Raw genomic sequence first — 22,496 nt, forward strand, 5'->3', positions numbered from 1 at the left:
ACGATGAGCCCAATTCACGGCACCCTGGCTCCTCTGGACTGGGAAAATCGTTTCTTTAACGTAAACAGCTGCGCGGTTCGCTTCTCTGAGGAAGCTCCTGCGCTGCAGGAAGATCAGTTAAATACCTGGTCGCGCGTCCAGGCAAAAATTCCCTCTCATCGTACCGACTGGCTGGATGGTCTGCAGCAGCTTGGCTTCCAGCTTGTCGAAGGTGAAGTGGATTTGGTCCTTTCTGTTGGCACGCAAAATGCAAATATTCCCGTCGATATCGCCCAGCCGAATGATATTCCTTCGCTTCGCCAGGCGGCTTCTCAGGTATTCACGCAAAGCCGCTTTCGTACGCCCTGGTATAAGGCTGGGGACAGCGGCCGTTTCTATGCACAATGGATTGAAAACGCCGTCCTTGGCACGTTCGATCACCAGTGCCTGTTGCGGCAGAACGGCGATGAGCCCCAAGGCTTTGTGACGTTACGGCAGTTAAATGATGTCGAGGCCAGAATTGGCCTGCTTGCTGGACGAGGATTGGGCGAGGAACTGATGGCTGCTGCGCAAGACTGGTGTCGTCAGCGTGGTTTGCAAACCCTGCGGGTGGCAACTCAGGTGAGTAATACCGCCGCGCTGCGTCGCTATATTAAAAGCGGTGCCACCATAGAAAGCACCGCCTTCTGGTTATACAGGTGAAAAAATGATCCCATTTAACGCTCCGCCGGTCGTTGGTACTGAACTTGAATACATGCAGGCTGCTATGGGCAGCGGCAAACTGTGCGGAGACGGGGGATTTACTCGCCGCTGCCAGCAATGGATGGAGCAACGTTTTGGCAGCAAGAAAGTGCTGCTGACGCCGTCTTGTACAGCTTCGCTGGAGATGGCCGCTATCCTGCTGGATATCAAGCCTGGCGATGAAGTGATCATGCCGAGCTATACCTTTGTTTCGACGGCTAATGCCTTTGTGCTTCGAGGGGCCGTCATCGTCTTTGTGGACGTGCGCCCTGATACCATGAACATCGACGAAACAAAAATTGAAGCGGCAATTACTGAAAAAACACGAGCCATCGTGCCGGTCCATTACGCAGGAGTGGCCTGTGAAATGGATACCATCATGATCATCGCCAAAAAACATAACCTGTTTGTGGTGGAAGATGCCGCTCAGGGCGTGATGTCGACTTATAAAGGCCGCGCGCTGGGTGCAATTGGACACATCGGGTGTTTCAGTTTTCATGAGACGAAAAACTATACCGCGGGTGGTGAAGGTGGCGCGACGCTAATTAATGACCCTGCTTTAATCGAGCGGGCAGAAATCATTCGTGAGAAAGGCACCAACCGCAGTCAGTTCTTCCGCGGTCAGGTGGATAAATACACCTGGCGTGATATTGGCTCAAGCTATCTAATGGCCGATCTGCAGGCGGCTTATCTTTGGGCGCAGCTTGAAGCGGCAGAACAGATTAACCAGCAGCGTCTGAAGCTGTGGCAAACCTATCACGACGCTCTTTTGCCGTTAGCAAAAGCCGGGCGTATCGAACTTCCGACTATTCCTCAAAATTGCGTGCAGAATGCCCATATGTTCTACATCAAGCTGCGTGATATTGAAGACCGCAGCGCGCTAATTTCCTACCTGAAAGAAGCGGAGATCCTGGCGGTGTTCCACTACATACCGCTGCATACTTGCCCGGCCGGTGAGAAATTTGGTCGATTCCACGGGGAAGCTCGCTTCACCACTCGTGAAAGTGAGCGTTTGCTTCGCCTGCCGCTGTTCTATAACTTGCCGCCAGTGAACCAACGCACCATCATCAATACGCTGCAAAGTTACTTCGCCTGAGATGTCGTTAGCTAAAGCGTCACTGTGGACCGCCGGGTCCACGCTGGTAAAAATTGGTGCCGGTTTGCTGGTGGTCAAAATGCTGGCCGTTGCCTTTGGCCCTTCTGGGGTGGGGTTGGCCGGTAATTTTCGTCAGATGGTGACCGTGCTTGGCGTGCTCGCTGGTGCGGGTATTTTTAACGGTGTCACCAAATACGTTGCTGAACATCACGACAATCCGGAGCAGTTAAAGCGGGTACTTGGCACCTCCTCGGCGATGGTGTTGGGTTTTTCGTCGCTGCTGGCCGTGATTTTCGTTCTGGCCGCGGGACCGATAAGCCTCGGATTGTTTGGTCATGCGGACTACCAGAACTTGGTGCGTCTGGTGGCACTGGTCCAGATGGGCATTGCCTGGGCAAACCTGTCGCTGGCCATTATGAAGGGGTTTCGTGATGCGGCGGGTAACGCACTTGCGTTAATTGCAGGCAGCGTTGTTGGCGTGTTGGCTTATTATGCTTGCTATCGCTTCGGCGGTTACCAGGGGGCGCTGTTAGGTCTCGCGTTAGTCCCCGCTCTGGTCGTCGTTCCTGCGGTGCTTATGCTGGTCAGGCGTGAACATGTTCCGCTGGGCTATTTGAGACCGAGCTGGGATAAGCTGCTGGCCAGCCATCTTGGTAAGTTTACGCTCATGGCGCTGATCACCTCAGTCACGCTCCCCGTGGCCTATGTGATGATGCGAAACCTGCTGGCGGAACATTACAGTTGGGACGAAGTCGGTATCTGGCAAGGGGTAAGCAGTATTTCAGATGCTTATCTGCAGTTTATTACGGCATCTTTTAGCGTTTACCTGTTGCCAACGCTTGCTCGTCTGAAAGAAAAAAGCGCCATCACGCGTGAAATTGTGCGCTCGCTAAAGTTTGTTCTGCCCGCCGTGGCAACCGCAAGTCTGACAGTCTGGCTGCTGCGTGATTTCGCCATCTGGCTACTGTTTTCGCCAAAATTTATCGCCATGCGTGATTTGTTTGCCTGGCAGCTGGTGGGGGATGTGCTGAAGGTTGGCGCCTATGTGTTTGGCTATTTGGTTATCGCGAAGGCGTCATTGCGCTTTTATATTTTGACTGAAATCAGTCAGTTTATTCTGTTAACCGGCTTTTCGCGTTGGTTAATACCTGCTCATGGTGCGCTGGGCGCGGCTCAGGCTTATATGGCGACCTATATTGTTTATTTTGCGCTCTGCTGTGGCGTATTTCTTATTTATCGTAGACGAGCATGACAACACTGATTCACGTATTGGGATCTGATATCCCGCATCATAATCAGACGGTATTACGTTTTTTTAACGACGTTCTGGCCGCCACGACGCCTCATGCACGAGAATTCATCGTGGTTTCAGAGGATCCCTCTTTGTTGTCCGCTTTTCCGGCGCTGTCGATCTCTCTATGCCCTTCAAAGCAGGCTATTGCCGCAGAAATTGTGGCAAAAGCTCGAGCTAACCGACAGCAGCGTTTCTTTTTTCACGGGCAGTTTAACGGCAGCCTTTGGATTGCCTTGCTAACCGGGGGACTAAAGCCGGAGCAGGTGAACTGGCATATCTGGGGAGCCGATCTTTATGAGGTTTCACGCAGCATCAAATTTCGGCTTTTTTACCAGTTACGCCGTTTTGCCCAAGGGAGAGTTGGGTGCGTTTACGCCACGCGTGGGGATTTAAGCTATTTTCACCAGCGGCACCCACAGGTGCCTGGCGAGCTGCTGTATTTCCCAACGCGTATGGATCCTGGCCTCAATACAATGGCTGTTGATCGGCAACGCAGCGGGAAGTTGACGTTACTTGTGGGCAACTCTGGTGACCGCAGTAACCAGCATGTTGATGCACTGAAGGCTATTCATCAGCAATTTGGCGACACGGTGCGCATTGTTGTGCCGATGGGATACCCGGCAAATAACGAAGCTTATATTGCAGAGGTAAAGCAGGCTGGCAGCGGTTTGTTTAGCCCGCAAAACCTCGACGTGCTGACGGAAAAAATCGAATTCAATGATTACCTCACTCTGCTGCGCCAGTGCGATCTCGGCTATTTTATCTTTGCACGCCAGCAGGGTATCGGCACGCTTTGCTTACTGATTCAGGCCGGGATCCCCTGCGTGCTGAACCGGAAAAATCCTTTCTGGCAAGACATGGTTGAGCAGCATATTCCGGTGCTCTTTACCGGAGATATCCTTGATGAGGCGACTGTGCGGGAAGCTCAGCGCCAGCTACGCTTACTGGATAAACACAGCATCGCTTTCTTTAACCCGAACTATATCGATGGGTGGCATCGTGCGCTTAGTACCGCGGCTGGAGAGCAAAAATGAGTCTGACGCAATTTGGCGGGTTATTTGTTGTCTGGTTCCTGTCGGTCGGGTTTATCGGATTGTTGACGTATCAAGAGTTTCGCCGCGTGCGCTTTAACTTCAACGTCTTCTTTTCACTGCTTTACCTGTTGACCTTTTTCTTCGGCTTTCCGTTTACCTGTACCCTGGTATTTCGTTTTGGGGTATCGGTGGTGCCCGCGGACGTGCTGTTGCAGGCTCAGCTCGCGGCGGCCTGTTTCTATGGTATTTACTATGTGACCTATAAAACGCGGCTTAGGGCGAAGGCAGGGCACATGGAGCGGCGTCCGCTATTTACCATGAATCGCGTTGAGACGCACCTGACGTGGCTGATGCTGGTGTTAGTGGCTCTGGTCAGCGTCGGGATCTTCTTTGCCCATAACGGCTTCCTGTTGTTTAAGCTGCATTCTTACAGCCAAATTTTCTCCAGTGAAGTATCAGGCGTAGCGCTTAAGCGCTTCTTCTATTTCTTTATACCAGCCATGCTGGTGGTGTACTTCCTGCGTCAGGACAGCCGGGCCTGGATCTTCTTCCTGGTCAGTACTGTGGGTTTCGGCCTGTTAACGTACATGATTGTCGGCGGGACGCGTGCCAACATCATCATCGCCTTCGCCATCTTCTTGTTTATCGGCATTATTCGCGGGTGGATCTCTCTCTGGATGCTGGCGGCAGCGGGTGTGCTGGGGATCGTCGGGATGTTCTGGTTGGCGCTTAAGCGCTACGGCCTGAACGTCAGCGGTGACGAAGCGTTTTATACCTTCCTTTATTTGACCCGAGATACGTTTTCTCCGTGGGAGAATCTTGGTCTCTTGCTGCAAAATTACGACAAGATTGAATTCCAGGGGCTCGCACCTATTATTCGGGATTTCTACGTATTTATCCCCAGTTGGGTCTGGCCAGATCGTCCTGGCACGGTGCTGAATACCGCGAACTATTTCACCTGGCAGGTACTGAACAACCATTCGGGACTGGCCATTTCCCCAACGCTGATCGGCTCGCTGGTGGTGATGGGCGGCGTGTGGTTTATCCCACTCGGGGCGGTTGTCGTCGGCTTGATTATCAAATGGTTTGACTGGCTGTATGCGCTGGCGAACAGAGAAAGTAATCGCTATAAAGCGGCAATAATCTATGCGTTCTGCTTCGGGGCGATTTTCAATATGATCGTTCTGGCTCGTGAGGGGCTGGACTCTTTTGTTTCACGCGTGGTGTTCTTCCTGGTCATCTTTGGCGCCTGCCTGGTCGTGGCAAAATTACTTTATTGGCTATTTGAAAGCGCGGGGCTTATTCATCAGCGCTTGCGCCGCGTGTCCGCAGTCGACGCGCAAAATGCATGACAAGGATATTCATGAACAACTCTACTGAAGCCCCTTTTTATACTCTTCGTGGTCTTGACCTGTTGGGATGGCGAGATATGCAGCATGCGCTGGATTATCTCTATGCGGGGGGACGATTGCGCCAGGGGACGTTAGTGGCGATTAATGCTGAAAAAGTGCTGACGGCAGAAGACGATGAGCAAACTCGCGGCCTTATTGCGGCAGCGGAATACAAATACGCTGACGGCATCAGCGTCGTTCGCTCCATCCGGAAAAAATACCCTGAAGCTGTGGTTAATCGCGTAGCGGGGGCCGATCTGTGGGAAGCCTTGATGGTGCGGGCGGGTCAGGAAGGGACCCCGGTATTTTTGGTGGGCGGCCAGCCCGACGTTCTTGCGCAGACCGAAGCGAAGCTACGGCAGCTTTGGCAGGTCAATATTGTCGGTAGCCAGGACGGTTATTTTACCGATGCGCAGCGGCCAGCCTTGTTTGAGCGCATTCGTGACAGTGGGGCTGAGCTTGTTACCGTCGCGATGGGCTCGCCACGTCAGGAGATCCTGATGCAGGCGTGTCGGAAGGTCTATCCCCATGCGCTTTATATGGGCGTGGGTGGAACATATGACGTATTTACCGGGCGAGTAAAGCGGGCGCCTAAGGTCTGGCAAAAATTCGGACTGGAGTGGTTATACCGGTTGTTATCACAGCCAACCAGAATCAAAAGACAACTCAGACTGCTGCGCTATCAGCGCTGGCATTTGACAGGTAAGCTTTAAACCTTTCAACGCGCTCATCCGGGCGCGTTTTGCTTTTCCTGCATGATTTTCAACCAGACTTATTCCAGTTTGTTACGCAGTTATTTGTAATTTTGTAAAAAATACGGAACCATTGCGCCCACTCGATGCAGTGCCGTAGTGATGTTGCGCCAGCAAATCTCTTGCCGACGCTGCATGGCCTGTTATTGACCCTGGCAACAACCAAACACAATAACCGGTAAAAACCGGAGTAAAGCAAACACAATACAGAGGATTTATGGCAGAGAAAAAAGCAGAGCTGCAGCGCGGGCTGGAAGCTCGACACATCGAACTTATCGCCCTGGGAGGGACCATTGGTGTTGGCCTGTTTATGGGCGCCGCCAGTACCCTCAAATGGGCCGGACCGTCGGTACTGCTGGCGTACATTATTGCGGGCCTGTTCGTGTTCTTTATTATGCGTTCAATGGGAGAAATGTTGTTCCTTGAACCCGTTGCCGGGTCGTTTGCCGTCTATGCGCACCGCTATATGAGCCCTTTTTTCGGCTATCTGACGGCCTGGTCTTACTGGTTTATGTGGATGGCGGTTGGCATCTCCGAAATTACAGCGATTGGCGTCTACGTCCAATACTGGTTCCCGGATCTTCCTCAGTGGCTGCCCGCCATTTTTGCCGTAGGGCTTGTGGCGCTGGCAAACCTTGCGGCAGTGCGCCTTTACGGGGAAATCGAGTTCTGGTTTGCAATGATTAAAGTGACAACCATCATCGTGATGATTGTCGTTGGCCTGGGCGTTATCTTTTTCGGTTTTGGAAATCATGGTCAGGCGACTGGCTTTCGCAACCTTACAGAGCACGGCGGCTTCTTTGCTGGCGGCTGGAAAGGATTCCTGACCGCGTTGTGTATTGTTGTGGCTTCCTATCAGGGCGTGGAGTTAATTGGTATTACCGCCGGCGAAGCTAAGAACCCGCAGGTCACCTTACGCAGTGCCGTAGGGAAAGTGCTGTGGCGTATTCTGATTTTCTATGTGGGCGCGATTTTCGTTATCGTCACTATTTTCCCATGGAACCAAATCGGCACTACAGGTAGCCCGTTTGTACTGACCTTTGCGAAAATAGGCATCACCGCGGCGGCAGGGATTATTAACTTTGTTGTTTTAACGGCGGCATTGTCTGGCTGTAACAGCGGTATGTACAGCTGTGGGCGTATGCTATATGCCCTGGCGAAAAACCGCCAGCTCCCGGCCAAAATGGCGAAGGTTTCCCGCAGCGGTGTGCCTGTCGTTGGGGTAGCTGTTTCTATCGGTATTCTGCTGCTCGGTTCTTGTCTGAATTACATCATTCCAAATCCGCAGCGCGTTTTCGTTTATGTCTACAGCGCTAGCGTATTACCGGGCATGGTGCCGTGGTTTGTGATCCTGATTAGCCAGATTCGATTCCGTAAGGCGCATCGGGAAGCCATTGCCAGCCACCCGTTCCGATCTATTTTATTCCCGTGGGCTAACTACCTGACCATGGCGTTTCTGGCGTGTGTGCTTGTGGGGATGGGCTTGAATGAAGATACGCGGATGTCACTCACGGTCGGCGTTGTTTTCCTTGCTGCGGTGACGTTGGTTTATAAGGTGTTTGGCCTGAATAAGCATGCCGTTAGTGAAAAACTGAACGGATAAGCATCAGGATGCACAAAGCATAACCAAACGCGCAGTTTTGCGAGTATTTTATTGAAATAAGCACTAGACAGCTGAGCACGAAGCCCGTATTATCCGACCCCGCAACGGCGCTACGCGCCCGTAGCTCAGCTGGATAGAGCGCTGCCCTCCGGAGGCAGAGGTCTCAGGTTCGAATCCTGTCGGGCGCACCATTTATTATAATGGCGCTAGAGCTGCGGTGGTATCATGTACCGCGTGAAAGTTTTACAGTGGTGGCTATAGCTCAGTTGGTAGAGCCCTGGATTGTGATTCCAGTTGTCGTGGGTTCGAGTCCCATTAGCCACCCCATTAATTTAGATGTATGCGAAGGTGGCGGAATTGGTAGACGCGCTAGCTTCAGGTGTTAGTGTTCTTACGGACGTGAGGGTTCAAGTCCCTCTCTTCGCACCACACCTAAATTAATTAGCAATAAAAGCAGTATTTCGGCGAGTAGCGCAGCTTGGTAGCGCAACTGGTTTGGGACCAGTGGGTCGGAGGTTCGAATCCTCTCTCGCCGACCAAATTTTAAAAGCCCTTCTGAAGAAGGGTTTTTGCTTTCAGCCCGGAGCCCTAATAAGCTTTTGATGTGTTGAAAGCAGCAGTAAAAGCAGTATTTCGGCGAGTAGCGCAGCTTGGTAGCGCAACTGGTTTGGGACCAGTGGGTCGGAGGTTCGAATCCTCTCTCGCCGACCACTTTAGAAAAGGCCAGCTTTCGAGCTGGCCTTTTTGCATATGAAGCTTACAGAGGATGAAAACCTCCGGAGGAGGTTTGGGCCAGGTTAAGCGAGACAACGATGCATCTGCAACGCCCTTTAAGGAATTAATTCTCTCTCGTTAATCACCGTTGGTGGCGCCCTTTGTCTGGCATTTTATGCACCTGTTGCTCTGATGTTGTCGCTCAGGTGAGACAATCAGGCCATTTAGTGTCGCCAAATGGAGACATTTAAGATTTTGTTTTTATTGAGTTTAATTTTTACCTCTATAAGCCGTCTCCTGGAGGAGACATTTTATTTCTTCTGACGAAGGTAAGCTGAGAAGGCTGAGGTGGAGCACTTCCTTACGCTAACTCAATGAAAATATTAATTTTAATCGTGATGTGTGTTTCTAAATGCAAACCTGGCATGTATTGTGCAATAATACCTGCGTAGATGCTCATTCCACTTCTTATGTTTGCTTCGGCTTCATAAACCAAGGAATGACGCAGAGCCGATTACGGTGCTTATCGTCCACCGACAGATGTCGCCCCCATGGGGTCTCATCGAACACCCTGGACATAACGTTGAGTGAAGCACCACTTAGTTGTCAAACAGACCTGTTTTAACACCTGCCTTTTGGCAGGTGTTTTTTTTTGCGTGGGAAAAAGAAAAGGGCGGTAGAGCTCCGCCCTGATGATCAGCTGTTAGAGGGAGTTTGCAGCGTGAGCAACAGACCGTCACGACGCATGAGGGCGGCTTCTTCAGGCTTATGTAATTTGTCGAGAGAGTCTGCCAGCCAGGCGTAATCGTAGGCATCCGGGCGCTGTTTAATGGCCTCACGGAATGCATCACATGCCTGCTGCCATTCACCGTGTTTCATCAGCAGCTGGCCAAGCGTACTCTGCAGTAAAGGGCGATCGCCTTGCGTTTTGATCTGCTGGCGCAATGCTTTCTCTAACTGCTCTGGGTTACCTGACTTCAGACGCGGCATCAGCAATACCAGACGATCGTCATACTGGCGCTTCAGCCCGTCAAGGATGATCTCCTGGGCGGCGTCGTGATCATCGCACTCAATAAGATGCTCTGCCATGGCGACCTGCAGCGTGGTCTGGTGGCGCGTTTTACGGCTTTGATTACGCCACCAGGCTTTGAGGCCTTCGTTACCCTGTCCGGCCATCGCCTGATCCATAAGGCCGATCCACGCCTGCTGTTGCAGCGCATCGCGGTGAGCTTCATCCCCAATCTGCACTTTTTCCATGGCCGGCAGAATATCCAGCAGGGAACTCCATGCGCCGGTTCGCAGGTAAGCTTGCTCGGCCAGGCGAAGCACTTCAGGATGGCGCGGCGCAATTTCCAGAAGCTTATCAATGCCGTGGCGTGCGGCGTGGTTTTCATTGCGGGCAAGCTGCAGGCGAACGCGAGTGATTTCGACCGGAAGCTGATCGTTATCCGCCAGTTCGGCGGCGCGCTCTAAATGCTGGTTCGCACGAATTTCATCCCCGCGTTGCTGGGCGGCTTCGGCAGCCAGCAAGTAGTTAACCACCGGCTGTTCGGCGTGATCGGCATTCTTACTCATCAGCTTCTCAACCTGCTGATAATCGCCTTCGGCCAGTTTCAACAATGCGGCTTTGGTCTGTTTGCGGGCGCGGCTGCGCTTGCGGCCCAGGAACCACCCACGGGTACGGGCACCGGTGCGGAAAATGCGGCGCAATACCCATTCGATGGCGAACAACACCAGCATGGTCAGGATCAAAATAATGACTAACCCGGTCACGCTGGTTTCAATGTTGTAGTTATCGGTCTGGATTAAAACATAGCCCTGATGGCCTGCCAGCATTGGGCCCAGCACGATGCCCGCAATCAGCAGCAGGAAGAGCAATAAGACTTTAATCATACTTATTCCCCCTGACTTACGGCAGGTGCCGGCTGAGCGGGAGCCGCTTCTGGCTGCGCATTATTGGCTGCAGGACTTGCCGGCTGAGCAAGCAAATTGCGAACCCGAGTCTGCATCAGCTTTTCAAGCAGGGCCTGGCTTTGCAGCGTTTGCGGAATATCCATATGAATACTTTGCTGACTCAGGCCATCAAGCTCTTCAAGGAACGCTTTGGTGGCGGAATCATTGGTGTCGTAGTAGGCGCGAACCCACGTTGAAACGTTATCCAGCGCCTGCTTGTAAGTGTCTTCCTGATGGCGTGGCACCGCCTGCGCGGCGACTAGCAGGCGGGAGCGGATGTTTTCGCGCAGGTAGATATCCTGATTTGGCGCCAGGAGCGGAACCGCGGTTTCATCGCGGCGGCGGATAGTAATAAAGCTATCCATAAAGCTGTGCCAGCTTTTCACCAGATTTTGGCGCCATTCGGTAATCGTACCTGACAGCTCGCTGCTGTCAGAATCCATCGGGGAATCATCGCTGTCGTTGTCGGCCAGACGCAAATTATCCAGGCCGTTAGAGAGCTGATTGAGCTTGAGGATAATCCCGTCGTAGTCGACCTGTGTTACCGTAGACAGCGTAGAAATATCGTCGGTCAGTGCGCGGCGAGCGGTGATCAAACTTGGATCGTTCATATCTGCCAGGCTGGCGTCAGCGCTTTTCAATAGCGCAGCGGCCGTGGTGACATCCTGATCGCTCCACAGCTTGCGGCCGGCCAGTTTCACAAGGAAATCGGCCTGTGCCAGCAGCCAGGTTTTGGAATCGCTACCGGAAATAGTCGCGACTTTTTGCTGCACTTCGTCCAGATGACGTGTCAGCGCTGCCTGCTGTTTGTTGGCGTCGCTAAGTGCGGTCGTCTGCTGTTTTAGCGCCGCTTCAAATTCACTTTTTTGTTCTTCTTGCTGTTTTTGCAGGGCAATCAGCTGATTTGCCAGCGCATCGCTGGTGGCCGTCTGAGTGGACGCCTGATGCTTACCATAGCTATAAAGTCCGCCACCTAATGCCAGGGCAATGGCAATCGCGATGGCCCCCAGCGCAATACCGGCAATGCCGGAACGATTTTTCTTCGTTACGGGTTCGGCGTGTGATGGCGTCTCCACCGCGGGTGTGGTTTCCTCAACTATGGCGGAGGAAGTATTTTGTTCCGTCATTGTGGCGTCCTGTTATTGTTAGGTGTGTTGTAACGCACGAAGCAGCGCGTCATTGTCCGCATTCGCGGCTACCCGAATATTCTGCCAACCCAATGTCCTGGCAAGGCTTGCCAAACGCTCGCTGACAACAAGTAACTCACAGCGAAGTAACCAGTTCTCGCGATACCAGTCAGGCGTAAGCGTATAAAGCTGCTGTAGCATTTCGCCGCTGGTCACGACCAGCGTTGAGATCCCCCGGGCGTGCCAACGGTGGGCTTCTTCTGTTCCATCGTAAATAATAGCGCTTCGCTGATAGCATTCGCAGAAGCTAACTTCCGCACCTCGCGCTTCCAGCGTTTCGCCCAACAGTTCACGCCCGCCATTACCACGTAAAATCAATGCGCGCTTACCAGCAACATTTTGTAATTCCGGTAATTGTAGCAAGATTTCGCTGGTTTCCCGATCTTGTGGGTAACGAATAGGAATATGGCTGACGGTATGGAAAGCCAGCGCGGTCGTTCTGCCGATGGCGAACCAGCTTAAATTACCCGGCCACGGGATGCCGTTACGACGCAAAAGTGGGGCGGCATAGTCAATGACGTGTTGTGAGAGGACAAAGACCAGATCGCCTGGTGCGAGCGCCGCAAGCTGGGCCGGAAGCAGCGATAGTTGCCGGCCTGGCGAGAACTCAATAAGCGGGAAGCTGTAAGCCACCTGCCCGAGTGTGCGCAGTCGGCTCACTAACTCTTCCCCGGCTGGGGAGGGGCGGGTGACGAGGATCGTCATGCGGGAGCGTCTCCATCATAAACGTCGGCGAGGATTTCCCTTGCGCCGTTATTCAACAGCTCTTCAGCCAGTGAAACACCCATGGCCACGGCATCTTCCGGCTTACCTCGACGTTCACCACGAACCATAATGGAACCGTCCGGCGCGCCAACTAATGCGCGCAGCCAAAGCTCGTTATCTTTCAGCTCGGCATAGCTGCCGATCGGCACCTGACAGCCACCTTCAAGGCGCATATTCATCGCACGTTCGGCGCTAACGCGAACGGCGGTTTCGTAGTGATTCAGCGGTGCCAGCAGCGCTCTGGTTCGCTCATCGTCCAGGCGACATTCGATGCCGACGGCGCCCTGGCCGACCGCGGGTAAAGACACTTCCGGCGGTAAGGCGTAGCGAATGCGATCCTGCATCTCAAGGCGGTTTAGCCCGGCAACGGCAAGAATAATGGCATCGTATTCGCCTTTATCCAGTTTACCAAGGCGGGTGCCAAGATTGCCGCGCAGGGAACGAATAACCAAATCTGGGCGCTGCTCGGCTATCTGACACTGACGGCGCAGGCTTGAGGTGCCCACAATGCTGCCGGCAGGCAACTCATCCAGCGTTTGATAATGATTGGAAACAAAAGCGTCGCGGGGATCGTCGCGCTCGCAGATGGTGACCAGCCCCAGACCTTCAGGGAATTCCACTGGCACATCTTTCAGGGAATGGACGGCGATGTCCGCGCGCCCGTCCAGCATTGCCAGCTCCAGCTCTTTAACGAACAGCCCTTTGCCGCCGACTTTGGCAAGCGGTGTATCCAGCAGGACGTCGCCACGAGTGACCATTGGCACCAGCTCAACGGTGAGCTGCGGGTGAAAAGCTTCAAGATGTTGCTTAACATAATGTGCTTGCCAGAGTGCAAGGGGACTTTGGCGAGTGGCAATTCTGAGTATATTGTCTAACATGCTTGTTACCGTAATTATCGTCCACCGACCATCCTACCACTCTTAGCGGAAGGCTGTCAGGTTCGGCGGTTTTTCCGGCAACAGAGGGACGTGATTCGTATTATGGAAGAAACAGCCTGTGGCCAGGGCATCTACCACTTTGGTAGCGCATCTTTCTTTACGGTCAACAGGCAAGGTGTTAAATTGATCACGTTTCCAGCAATTGCTGTCCCGATCGTTTATAATAATGGGGACAACAACCAGGAAACGGGTTTTTTCGTAATACTGAAACCATCAGGCGATATGTCTTGTACCTCTATATTGAGACACTTAAACAGAGACTGGATGCCATCAACCAACTGCGCGTAGATCGTGCGCTTGCTGCTATGGGGCCTGCCTTCCAACAGGTCTACAGTCTACTGCCAACGTTATTACATTATCATCACCCGCTGATGCCGGGTTACCTTGACGGTAACGTTCCCCGCGGCATTTGCCTCTACACGCCTGATGAAACCCAACGCCACTACCTGGACGAACTCGAACTGCAGCGCGGTATGCCGCCTCAGGAGACGCCAGCGGGCGAACTGCCGATCACCGGCCTCTATTCTATGGGCAGCACCTCCTCCGTGGGGCAGAGCTGCTCTTCTGACCTTGATATCTGGGTTTGCCACCAGGCCTGGCTCGATAACGACGAGCGCCAACTGCTGCAGCGCAAATGTAGCCTGCTGGAAAGCTGGGCGGCCTCCCTTGGCGTTGAGGTCAGTTTCTTCCTGATTGATGAAAACCGCTTCCGCCACAACGAAAGCGGCAGCCTGGGCGGCGAAGACTGCGGTTCTACTCAGCACATCTTGCTGCTGGACGAATTTTACCGTACTGCGGTACGTCTGGCCGGGAAGCGCATTCTGTGGAACATGGTGCCGGGCGATGAAGAAGAACATTACGACGATTACGTGATGAGCCTCTATGCGCAGGGTGTCCTGACGCCGAACGAGTGGCTAGATCTCGGTGGTTTAAGTTCACTGTCTGCTGAAGAGTACTTTGGTGCCAGCCTGTGGCAGCTCTATAAAAGCATCGACTCGCCGTATAAAGCCGTGCTGAAAACGCTGCTGCTGGAGGCGTATTCCTGGGAATATCCGAACACGCGCCTGCTGGCAAAAGACATTAAACAGCGCCTGCACGACGGTGAAATTGTCTCCTTTGGCCTCGATCCGTACTGCATGATGCTGGAACGCGTCACCGAGTACCTGACGCAAATCGAAGATCATGCGCGTCTGGACTTGGTTCGCCGCTGTTTCTATCTGAAAGTTTGCGAAAAACTTTCACGTGAGCGTGCCTGTGTTGGCTGGCGCCGCGAAGTCCTTAGTCAACTGGTGAAGAGCTGGGGCTGGGACGAAACGCGTCTGGCGATGCTGGACAACCGTGCAAACTGGAAAATCGACCAGGTCCGCGAGGCGCACAACGAACTGCTCGACGCGATGATGCAAAGCTACCGCAATCTCATCCGCTTTGCGCGTCGCAACAATCTGAGTGTGTCTGCCAGTCCGCAGGACATCGGCGTGTTAACGCGTAAGCTGTACGCTGCGTTTGAAGCGCTGCCGGGCAAAGTCACGCTGGTAAACCCGCAAATTTCCCCAGATCTGTCTGAACCAAACCTGACCTTTATCCATGTGCCGCTTGGCCGTGCGAACCGCTCTGGCTGGTATCTCTACAACCGCGCGCCGAACATGGACTCTATCGTCAGCCATCAACCGCTGGAATATAACCGTTATCTTAATAAGCTGGTGGCGTGGGCCTACTTTAACGGCCTGCTGACCTCGCGTACCCGCCTGTTTATTAAGGGCAACGGTATTTGTGATTTACCGAAGCTGCAGGAGATGGTGGCGGATGTCTCCCACCACTTCCCGCTGCGGCTCCCGGCACCGACGCCAAAAGCGTTGTATAGCCCGTGCGAGATTCGCCATCTGGCGATTATCGTCAACCTTGAATACGACCCGACGGCCGCCTTCCGCAATCAGGTTGTGCATTTTGATTTCCGTAAGCTGGATGTGTTCAGCTTCGGCGAGCAGCAGCAGTGCCTGATTGGCAGCGTTGACCTGCTGTATCGCAACTCGTGGAACGAAGTGCGTACCCTGCACTTTAACGGCGAGCAGGCGATGATCGAGGCATTGAAAACCATTCTTGGGAAAATGCACCAGGACGCCGCACCGCCGGATAGCGTGGAGGTCTTCTGCTACAGCCAGCATCTGCGTGGCCTGATCCGCACTCGCGTACAGCAGTTGGTGTCTGAATGCATCGAATTCCGCCTTTCCAGCACGCGCCAGGAGCCGGGCCGCTTTAAAGCGCTGCGCGTCTCCGGGCAGACATGGGGCCTGTTCTTCGAGCGTTTGAATGTCTCGGTACAAAAACTGGAAAACGCCGTTGAGTTTTATGGTGCCATCTCGCACAACAAGCTGCATGGCCTGTCGGTACAGGTTGGTACTAACCAGGTACAGTTGCCGGCGGTGGTGGATGGCTTTGCCAGTGAAGGGATTATTCAGTTCTTCTTTGAAGAAGCCAGTGAAGACCAGGGCTTCAACATCTATATCCTGGATGAAAGCAACCGGGCGGAAGTTTATCATCATTGCGAAGGCAGCAAAGAAGAGCTGGTGCGCGACGTGAGCCGCTTCTACTCCTCGTCCCACGATCGTTTTACCTACGGCTCAAGCTTCATCAACTTCAACCTGCCGCAGTTCTATCAGATTGTGAAAACGGATGGGCGGGTGCAGGTCATTCCGTTCCGCACCCAGTCAATCACAACAGCCGCGCCGGTTAATCAGGACGACAACTCAGCGCCGCTACTGCAGCAGTACCAGCAGTAATCAGCGGAAGCTAACCGCTTCACCCGCCTGCTGCGTGCTGGCTTCTTCCAGCAACTGCCAAAACTCTGCGCCGCTACGGTCGCATATCCATTCGTCACCTTTCAGGTTGAAATGGTAGCCGCCGCTTTTGGTGGCCAGCCACACCTGATGTAAAGGCTCCTGGCGGTTGATAATGATTTTGCTGCCGTTTTCAAAGCTGATGGTCAGCACGCCGCCGTTAATCTCACAATCAATATCGCTATCGCCGTCCCAGTCGTCCAGGCGCTCTTCAATCGTGCGCCACAGGTTATCGGCTAAAAGGTGAAATTCGCTGTCGTTCATGTCTGCTTCCTGTTGGGATTTCAGGGCAGTATAAGAGCATCGCCGGTAATAAGAAACTGTGGCTCAGGGATCATTCAGGGCCGTAATACTCATCCGTTTCAACTGTGCCACCTTTTGAAAGACAACCTGCGTCAGCGATGAGAAGGGGCCAGGTAGCAGCGATTATTTTCTTGCCCGATTTGCTGCCAGGTGATTTTCAGCGGTCTGGGTGATGAAGAGTATTGCTTTTCAGGGTTCACCTGCGATGATAGACGGCAGAATAGTGAATCACAGGCTACCCGATAATGAAGAAGATTTTCTGCCCTCTAGCTTTGGCACTGACGCTCGTCAGCCTCACCGGCTGCGGCCTGAAGGGGCCTCTTTATTTCCCTCCGGCTGATAAAAAAGCGACGCCGACAACGCATAGCGCAACCCCAGAACAACCTGTCCAGACGGCACCCGTCCGCAACAGTCGCGGCATTGATGATGCGCCGACTCAGGTTGTTTACTAGCTAAATCGTGCTTTGTAACCGCGCTAATGGAGCAGAAGATGCAGTTCTCTAAAATGCATGGCCTTGGTAATGACTTTATGGTCGTCGACGCGGTGACGCAGAATGTTTATTTCTCTCCGGAGCTGATCCGTCGGCTTGCGGATCGTCATCTTGGCGTCGGCTTCGATCAGTTGCTGATCGTTGAGCCTCCCTACGATCCCGATCTCGACTTTCATTACCGGATCTTTAACGCTGATGGCAGTGAAGTTTCCCAGTGTGGTAACGGCGCGCGCTGTTTTGCCCGCTTTGTGCGCCTGAAAGGACTGACCAATAAGCGTGAAATTCGTGTCAGTACCGCCAATGGCAGAATGGTACTGAGCGTGACGGAAGATGAGATGGTTCGCGTCAATATGGGCGAGCCTAACTTCGATCCTTCACAGGTGCCGTTCCGGGCAAACAAAGCAGAAAAGACCTATATTATGCGTGCCGCCGAACAAACCATTATGTGCGGCGTCGTTTCAATGGGTAACCCGCATTGCGTTATTCAGGTCGATGACATCGAAACCGCCGCGGTTGAAAGCCTGGGCCCAGTGATGGAAAGCCATGAACGCTTCCCTGAGCGAGCCAACATCGGCTTCATGCAGGTGGTGAGCCGCGAACACATCCGCCTGCGCGTTTACGAACGCGGTGCGGGCGAAACTCAAGCCTGCGGCAGCGGCGCCTGTGGCGCAGTGGCGGTTGGTATTCAGCAAGGATTACTGGCGGAGCAGGTGCGCGTCGAGCTGCCTGGCGGCCGTCTTGATATCGCCTGGAAAGGGCCAGGGTCACCGCTTTACATGACCGGCCCGGCGGCCCACGTCTATGATGGATTTATACATCTATGAAGAATGCCGAGGAACAGCAAGAAGCCCTTCTTGAGCTTAACGATGTCGCGGTTGCCGAATACTTACAGCGCAACCCTGATTTCTTTATTCGCAATGCCCACCAGGTGGAGAGCATGCAGGTTCCTCACCCGGTGCGCGGCAGCGTTTCGCTGGTGGAGTGGCATATGGCCCGCAGCCGTAACCACATCAACCACCTCGAAGAGAACATGACATTGCTGATGGAGCAGGCGAGCGCCAACGAAGGTCTGTTCTATCGGCTACTGAAGCTTCAGGGGAGGCTGGCTTCGGCTTCCAGCCTGCAGGAAATGCTGAACCGGCTGCATCGCTGGGCGCGGGACATGGGTCTTGCCGGGGCGAACATCCGGCTTTTTGCTGACCGCTGGCGTATCGGCGCTCCGTCAGACTTCACGCATCTCGCGCTGAACCGCCAGGCTTTTGAGCCGCTGCGTATTCAGCGTCTTGGCGAAAGCCAGCACTACCTCGGCCCACTTAATGGCCCGGAACTTTTGTTGGTCTTGCCGCAGGCAAAAGCCATTGGTTCCGTTGCCCTGTCGCTGATGGGCAACGAGGGCGATCTTGGCGTTCTGCTGTTCAGTAGCCGCGACCCGCAACATTATCAACAGGGGCAGGGCACTCAGCTGCTGCACGAGCTGGCGCTGATGCTGCCAGACTTGCTGGAGCGTTGGATTGAACGGGCATGACCACTTCCGTATTAACATCTCACGTTGATGGTTTTCTGCGATACCTTAAGGTTGAGCGCCAGCTCAGCCCGCTCACTCTCCTGAACTACCAGCGCCAGCTCACGGCGATTATTCACATTGCCGAAGAGATGAAGCTCACCAGTTGGCAACAATGCGATGCCGCCGCCGTGCGCTCACTGGCCGTGCGTAGCCGCAGGGCAGGCCTACAGGCCTCCAGCCTCGCGTTAAGACTTTCGGCACTACGCAGCTTTTTTGACTGGATGGTTAGCCAGGGCGAGCTGAAAGCGAATCCCGCCAAAGGCATTACCACGCCAAAAGCCGGTCGACATTTGCCTAAAAACATCGAAGTTGATGATGTGAACCATCTGCTGGATATCGATCTGAACGATCCGCTGGCCGTGCGCGATCGGGCAATGCTGGAAGTGATGTACGGCGCAGGCCTGCGTCTTTCCGAACTGGTGAATATGAATTGCGGTCATATAGATCTTTCTACCGGAGAGGTCTGGGTGATGGGTAAAGGGAGCAAAGAGCGCCGCGTACCCGTTGGCCGGAGCGCAGTGACCTGGGTTGAACACTGGCTGGATCTGCGCGAGCTATTTGGCCCGGATGACGATGCGCTATTTCTGGCCAAAACGGGGAAGCGAATATCCGCCCGCAACGTGCAAAAGCGGTTTGGCGAATGGGGTATCAAGCAGGGGCTAAGCAGCCATGTGCATCCCCATAAACTGCGTCACTCGTTTGCCACGCACATGCTGGAATCCAGCGGCGATTTGCGCGCCGTTCAGGAATTGCTTGGGCACGCCAACCTGTCCACTACGCAAATCTATACCCATCTCGACTTTCAACATTTAGCCTCGGTGTATGATGCCGCGCATCCACGCGCCAAACGGGGGAAAACGTAATGCATTTTTACCGCCCACTCGGGCAAATTGCCGCCCTGACCTTCGATCTCGACGATACGCTTTATGATAACCATCCGGTGATCCTGCGCACCACTGAGGAGTCGCTGGCCTTTGTGCAGAATTATCACCCAAAGCTCAGCGCGTTTACCGCCCTGGATTTTCATCGCAGCCGTGAGACGCTGCGCGTGAAAGAGCCGGACATTTATCATGATGTCACCGAATGGCGTCGCCGTGCCGTCGAGCAAATGATGATAGATGCCGGGCTTAGCCCGGAAGAGGCTGTTACCGGTGCCAGTGCCGCCATGGAGAACTTCGCAAAATGGCGCAGCCGCATCGACATCCCACAGGAAACACACGACACGCTGGCAAAGCTTGCTAAAAAATGGCCGCTGGTGGCGATCACCAACGGTAACGCAGAGCCGCACCTGTTCGGGCTGGATAACTACTTCGAATTCATTCTACGGGCCGGGCCGGACGGGCGGGCTAAACCTTTCAGCGATATGTATCATACCGCTGCGCAGCGTTTAGGTGTGCCGCTGGAGCAAATCCTGCATGTCGGCGATGACCTGACCACCGACGTGGCGGGTGCCGTGCGCTGCGGAATGCATGCCTGCTGGATTAACCTGCGCGAAGGCGACCTGATGCGTATAGATGACAGCCGTTTATTACCGCATCTGGAGATTTCGCGGTTGGCATCCCTTCTCGCGCTGATATAATCAACAGTAACTCTGTACAAATCACCAGTAGTTGGCTGAGCCAACTCTTTCTCTTTTTCGGCGGTGCCAATGGACGTTTCTTACCTGCTCGACAGCCTCAACGACAAACAGCGCGAAGCGGTTGCCGCCACGCGCAGCAATATGCTGGTGCTGGCCGGGGCGGGCAGTGGTAAGACACGTGTGCTTGTGCACCGCATTGCGTGGTTGATGACGGTCGAAAACTGCTCGCCGTACTCCATCATGGCGGTGACCTTTACCAACAAAGCGGCGGCGGAAATGCGCCACCGCATCGGTCAACTGATGGGCACCAGCCAGGGCGGGATGTGGGTGGGTACCTTCCACGGCCTGGCGCACCGTCTGCTGCGCGCGCACCATATGGACGCCAATCTGCCGCAGGACTTTCAAATCCTCGATAGCGAAGATCAACTGCGCCTGCTGAAGCGCCTGATTAAAGCGATGAATCTGGACGAGAAGCAGTGGCCGCCGCGCCAGGCGATGTGGTACATCAACGGCAAAAAAGACGAAGGTCTGCGCCCGCATCACGTTGAAAGCTACGGTAACCCGGTGGAGCAAACCTGGCAGAAGGTATATCAGGCCTATCAGGAAGCCTGCGACCGCGCCGGGCTGGTGGATTTTGCTGAGCTGTTACTGCGCGCACACGAACTGTGGCTGAATAAGCCACATATCCTGAATCACTATCGCGAGCGCTTCACCAACATCCTGGTGGACGAATTCCAGGATACCAACAGCATTCAGTATGCGTGGATCCGCCTGCTGGCCGGGGACACTGGTAAAGTGATGATCGTCGGCGATGATGATCAGTCGATCTACGGCTGGCGCGGGGCGCAGGTTGAAAATATCCAGCGCTTCCTGAATGACTTCCCGGGGGCACAAACGATTCGTCTGGAGCAAAACTACCGCTCGACGAACAACATTCTGAACGCGGCCAACGCCCTGATTGCCAATAACTCTGGCCGCCTTGGTAAAGAGCTGTGGACCGACGGCAGCGACGGCGAACCTATCTCAATCTATTGCGCTTTCAACGAACTGGACGAAGCCCGTTTCGTGGTTAACCGCATTAAAACCTGGCAGGAAAACGGCGGTGCGCTGGAGCAATGTGCCATTCTGTACCGCAGCAACGCCCAGTCGCGCGTGCTGGAAGAGGCGCTGCTGCAGGGCAGTATGCCGTACCGTATTTACGGCGGGATGCGCTTCTTCGAACGTCAGGAAATCAAAGACGCGCTCTCCTATCTACGCCTGATGGCCAACCGCAACGACGATGCTGCCTTTGAACGCGTGGTGAATACGCCAACCCGCGGTATCGGTGACCGCACGCTCGACGTCGTGCGACAGACCGCGCGTGACCAGCAGCTAACGCTGTGGCAATCTTGCCGCCTGCTGCTGCAGGAAAAAGCGCTGGCTGGCCGCGCGGCCTCCGCGCTGCAGCGCTTTATGGAGTTAATTGACGCGCTCGCCCATGAAACTGCGGATATGCCGCTGCACGTCCAGACCGACCGGGTAATTAAAGATTCAGGCCTGTTCATCATGTATGAGCAGGAAAAAGGCGAGAAAGGCCAGACCCGAATTGAGAACTTAGAAGAGCTTGTGACGGCCACGCGCCAGTTCAGCTACAACGACGAAGACGAAGATCTGATGCCGCTGCAGGCGTTTCTCTCCCATGCCGCGCTGGAAGCGGGGGAAGGCCAGGCAGATACCTGGCAGGATGCCGTGCAACTCATGACGCTGCACTCGGCCAAAGGTCTGGAGTTCCCACAGGTGTTTATCGTGGGGATGGAAGAAGGCATGTTCCCGAGCCAGATGTCCCTCGACGAGGGTGGGCGTCTGGAAGAAGAGCGCCGTCTGGCCTACGTGGGCGTAACCCGTGCAATGCAAAAGCTGACGCTGACCTATGCGGAAACGCGCCGCCTGTATGGGAAAGAAGCCTACCATCGTCCGTCTCGCTTTATCGGCGAGCTGCCCGAAAACTGCGTGGAAGAAGTTCGCCTGCGCGCAAGTATCAGCCGTCCGGTCAGCCATCAGCGGATGGGTACTCCTCTCGCCCAGAACGATTCTGGCTTTAGCCTGGGCCAGCGCGTGCGTCATCCTAAGTTCGGCGAAGGGACCATTGTGAACCTGGAAGGCAGCGGGGAGCACAGCCGCCTGCAGGTGGCATTCCAGGGGCAGGGAATCAAGTGGTTAGTTGCCGCCTATGCGCGCCTGGAAACCGTGTAACCTACAGAAATTAATTACAATTTTTAGTGCGTGGGCTACCCTTAAT

19 protein-coding genes and 5 tRNA genes are annotated in these 22,496 nt (G+C 54.2%); 19 read left to right on the forward strand and 5 right to left on the reverse strand.

Features of this window, described 5'->3' with window-relative positions:
• Positions 1–3: 3 nt before the first annotated feature.
• From rffC to ACR6JA_RS19990, 12 genes are all read left to right on the forward strand, one after another.
• Positions 4–681 carry a dTDP-4-amino-4,6-dideoxy-D-galactose acyltransferase gene (gene rffC, locus ACR6JA_RS19935; RefSeq protein WP_213716366.1) on the forward strand — a complete coding sequence of 226 codons (678 nt, stop codon included), beginning with the start codon at positions 4–6 and terminating at the stop codon, positions 679–681.
• A 4-nt stretch (positions 682–685) separates the two neighbouring features.
• The gene (rffA, locus tag ACR6JA_RS19940) at positions 686–1,816 is read left to right on the forward strand and encodes a dTDP-4-amino-4,6-dideoxygalactose transaminase (protein WP_494494326.1); all 1,131 of its coding nucleotides are present in this window, start codon (positions 686–688) and stop codon (positions 1,814–1,816) included.
• 1 nt (position 1,817) lies between these two features.
• A complete protein-coding gene (gene wzxE, locus ACR6JA_RS19945) occupies positions 1,818–3,068 on the forward strand; it encodes a lipid III flippase WzxE (protein WP_213716365.1) in 1,251 nt (416 codons plus the stop codon).
• Positions 3,065–4,144: a TDP-N-acetylfucosamine:lipid II N-acetylfucosaminyltransferase gene (locus ACR6JA_RS19950; RefSeq protein ID WP_494494327.1), complete on the forward strand. Its 1,080-nt coding sequence runs from the start codon at positions 3,065–3,067 to the stop codon at positions 4,142–4,144. Before wzxE ends, ACR6JA_RS19950 begins: the two co-directional genes overlap by 4 nt.
• Positions 4,141–5,496 (forward strand): ECA oligosaccharide polymerase, encoded by a 1,356-nt coding sequence (gene wzyE, locus ACR6JA_RS19955; protein ID WP_213716363.1) that lies wholly within the window; start codon positions 4,141–4,143, stop codon positions 5,494–5,496. The genes ACR6JA_RS19950 and wzyE overlap by 4 nt, the downstream gene beginning before the upstream one ends.
• A gap of 11 nt (positions 5,497–5,507) precedes the next feature.
• A complete protein-coding gene (gene wecG / locus ACR6JA_RS19960; RefSeq protein ID WP_213716362.1) occupies positions 5,508–6,248 on the forward strand; it encodes a lipopolysaccharide N-acetylmannosaminouronosyltransferase in 741 nt (246 codons plus the stop codon).
• A 256-nt stretch (positions 6,249–6,504) separates the two neighbouring features.
• Positions 6,505–7,890 (forward strand): bifunctional threonine/serine APC transporter ThrP, encoded by a 1,386-nt coding sequence (gene thrP / locus ACR6JA_RS19965; RefSeq protein WP_494494328.1) that lies wholly within the window; start codon positions 6,505–6,507, stop codon positions 7,888–7,890.
• Between the two features lie 114 nt (positions 7,891–8,004).
• A tRNA-Arg gene (locus ACR6JA_RS19970) sits at positions 8,005–8,081 on the forward strand.
• A 60-nt stretch (positions 8,082–8,141) separates the two neighbouring features.
• A tRNA-His gene (locus ACR6JA_RS19975) sits at positions 8,142–8,217 on the forward strand.
• 15 nt (positions 8,218–8,232) lie between these two features.
• Positions 8,233–8,319: transfer RNA gene (locus ACR6JA_RS19980), tRNA-Leu, on the forward strand.
• A gap of 33 nt (positions 8,320–8,352) precedes the next feature.
• Positions 8,353–8,429: transfer RNA gene (locus tag ACR6JA_RS19985), tRNA-Pro, on the forward strand.
• Positions 8,430–8,524: 95 nt separating this feature from the next.
• A tRNA-Pro gene (locus tag ACR6JA_RS19990) sits at positions 8,525–8,601 on the forward strand.
• A 699-nt stretch (positions 8,602–9,300) separates the two neighbouring features.
• Here ACR6JA_RS19990 and hemY read toward each other — a convergent pair.
• Genes hemY through hemC form a run of 4 tightly spaced genes read right to left on the reverse strand, consistent with a single transcriptional unit; the run spans position 9,301 to position 13,387 of the window.
• Positions 9,301–10,497, reverse strand: a complete 1,197-nt coding sequence (gene hemY / locus ACR6JA_RS19995) for a protoheme IX biogenesis protein HemY (protein WP_166879538.1) — start codon at positions 10,495–10,497, stop codon at positions 9,301–9,303.
• Between the two features lie 2 nt (positions 10,498–10,499).
• Positions 10,500–11,684 carry a uroporphyrinogen-III C-methyltransferase gene (gene hemX, locus ACR6JA_RS20000; RefSeq protein WP_213716361.1) on the reverse strand — a complete coding sequence of 395 codons (1,185 nt, stop codon included), beginning with the start codon at positions 11,682–11,684 and terminating at the stop codon, positions 10,500–10,502.
• Between the two features lie 18 nt (positions 11,685–11,702).
• Complete coding sequence (gene hemD / locus ACR6JA_RS20005) at positions 11,703–12,449, reverse strand: uroporphyrinogen-III synthase (RefSeq protein ID WP_166995868.1); 747 nt, start codon at positions 12,447–12,449, stop codon at positions 11,703–11,705.
• Positions 12,446–13,387, reverse strand: a complete 942-nt coding sequence (gene hemC / locus ACR6JA_RS20010; RefSeq protein ID WP_494494329.1) for a hydroxymethylbilane synthase — start codon at positions 13,385–13,387, stop codon at positions 12,446–12,448. Before hemC ends, hemD begins: the two co-directional genes overlap by 4 nt.
• 287 nt (positions 13,388–13,674) lie before the next feature.
• Between hemC and cyaA the strand changes: the two genes are divergently transcribed.
• Positions 13,675–16,224, forward strand: a complete 2,550-nt coding sequence (gene cyaA / locus ACR6JA_RS20015) for a class I adenylate cyclase (protein WP_494494330.1) — start codon at positions 13,675–13,677, stop codon at positions 16,222–16,224.
• On the opposite strand, the gene cyaY is transcribed toward cyaA, so the two are convergent.
• Complete coding sequence (gene cyaY / locus ACR6JA_RS20020; protein ID WP_008455522.1) at positions 16,225–16,545, reverse strand: iron donor protein CyaY; 321 nt, start codon at positions 16,543–16,545, stop codon at positions 16,225–16,227.
• Between the two features lie 284 nt (positions 16,546–16,829).
• Here cyaY and lptM point away from each other — a divergent pair, with 284 nt between their 5' ends.
• The 6 genes from lptM (at position 16,830) to uvrD (ending at position 22,450) form a co-directional block, all read left to right on the forward strand.
• Positions 16,830–17,036, forward strand: coding sequence for an LPS translocon maturation chaperone LptM (gene lptM, locus ACR6JA_RS20025; RefSeq protein ID WP_008455520.1), 207 nt, complete (start codon positions 16,830–16,832; stop codon positions 17,034–17,036).
• 38 nt (positions 17,037–17,074) lie between these two features.
• Positions 17,075–17,899 carry a diaminopimelate epimerase gene (dapF, locus tag ACR6JA_RS20030; RefSeq protein WP_008455518.1) on the forward strand — a complete coding sequence of 275 codons (825 nt, stop codon included), beginning with the start codon at positions 17,075–17,077 and terminating at the stop codon, positions 17,897–17,899.
• Positions 17,896–18,600 carry a DUF484 domain-containing protein gene (locus ACR6JA_RS20035; protein ID WP_008455517.1) on the forward strand — a complete coding sequence of 235 codons (705 nt, stop codon included), beginning with the start codon at positions 17,896–17,898 and terminating at the stop codon, positions 18,598–18,600. The genes dapF and ACR6JA_RS20035 overlap by 4 nt, the downstream gene beginning before the upstream one ends.
• Complete coding sequence (gene xerC, locus ACR6JA_RS20040) at positions 18,597–19,502, forward strand: tyrosine recombinase XerC (RefSeq protein ID WP_213716357.1); 906 nt, start codon at positions 18,597–18,599, stop codon at positions 19,500–19,502. The genes ACR6JA_RS20035 and xerC overlap by 4 nt, the downstream gene beginning before the upstream one ends.
• Positions 19,502–20,218 (forward strand): 5-amino-6-(5-phospho-D-ribitylamino)uracil phosphatase YigB, encoded by a 717-nt coding sequence (gene yigB / locus ACR6JA_RS20045; protein WP_494494331.1) that lies wholly within the window; start codon positions 19,502–19,504, stop codon positions 20,216–20,218. Before xerC ends, yigB begins: the two co-directional genes overlap by 1 nt.
• Positions 20,219–20,287: 69 nt before the next feature.
• Positions 20,288–22,450 (forward strand): DNA helicase II, encoded by a 2,163-nt coding sequence (gene uvrD, locus ACR6JA_RS20050; RefSeq protein WP_008455510.1) that lies wholly within the window; start codon positions 20,288–20,290, stop codon positions 22,448–22,450.
• The last annotated feature ends 46 nt before the right edge of the window (positions 22,451–22,496 follow it).

This window comes from Cedecea sp. B1(4), assembly GCF_059414925.1.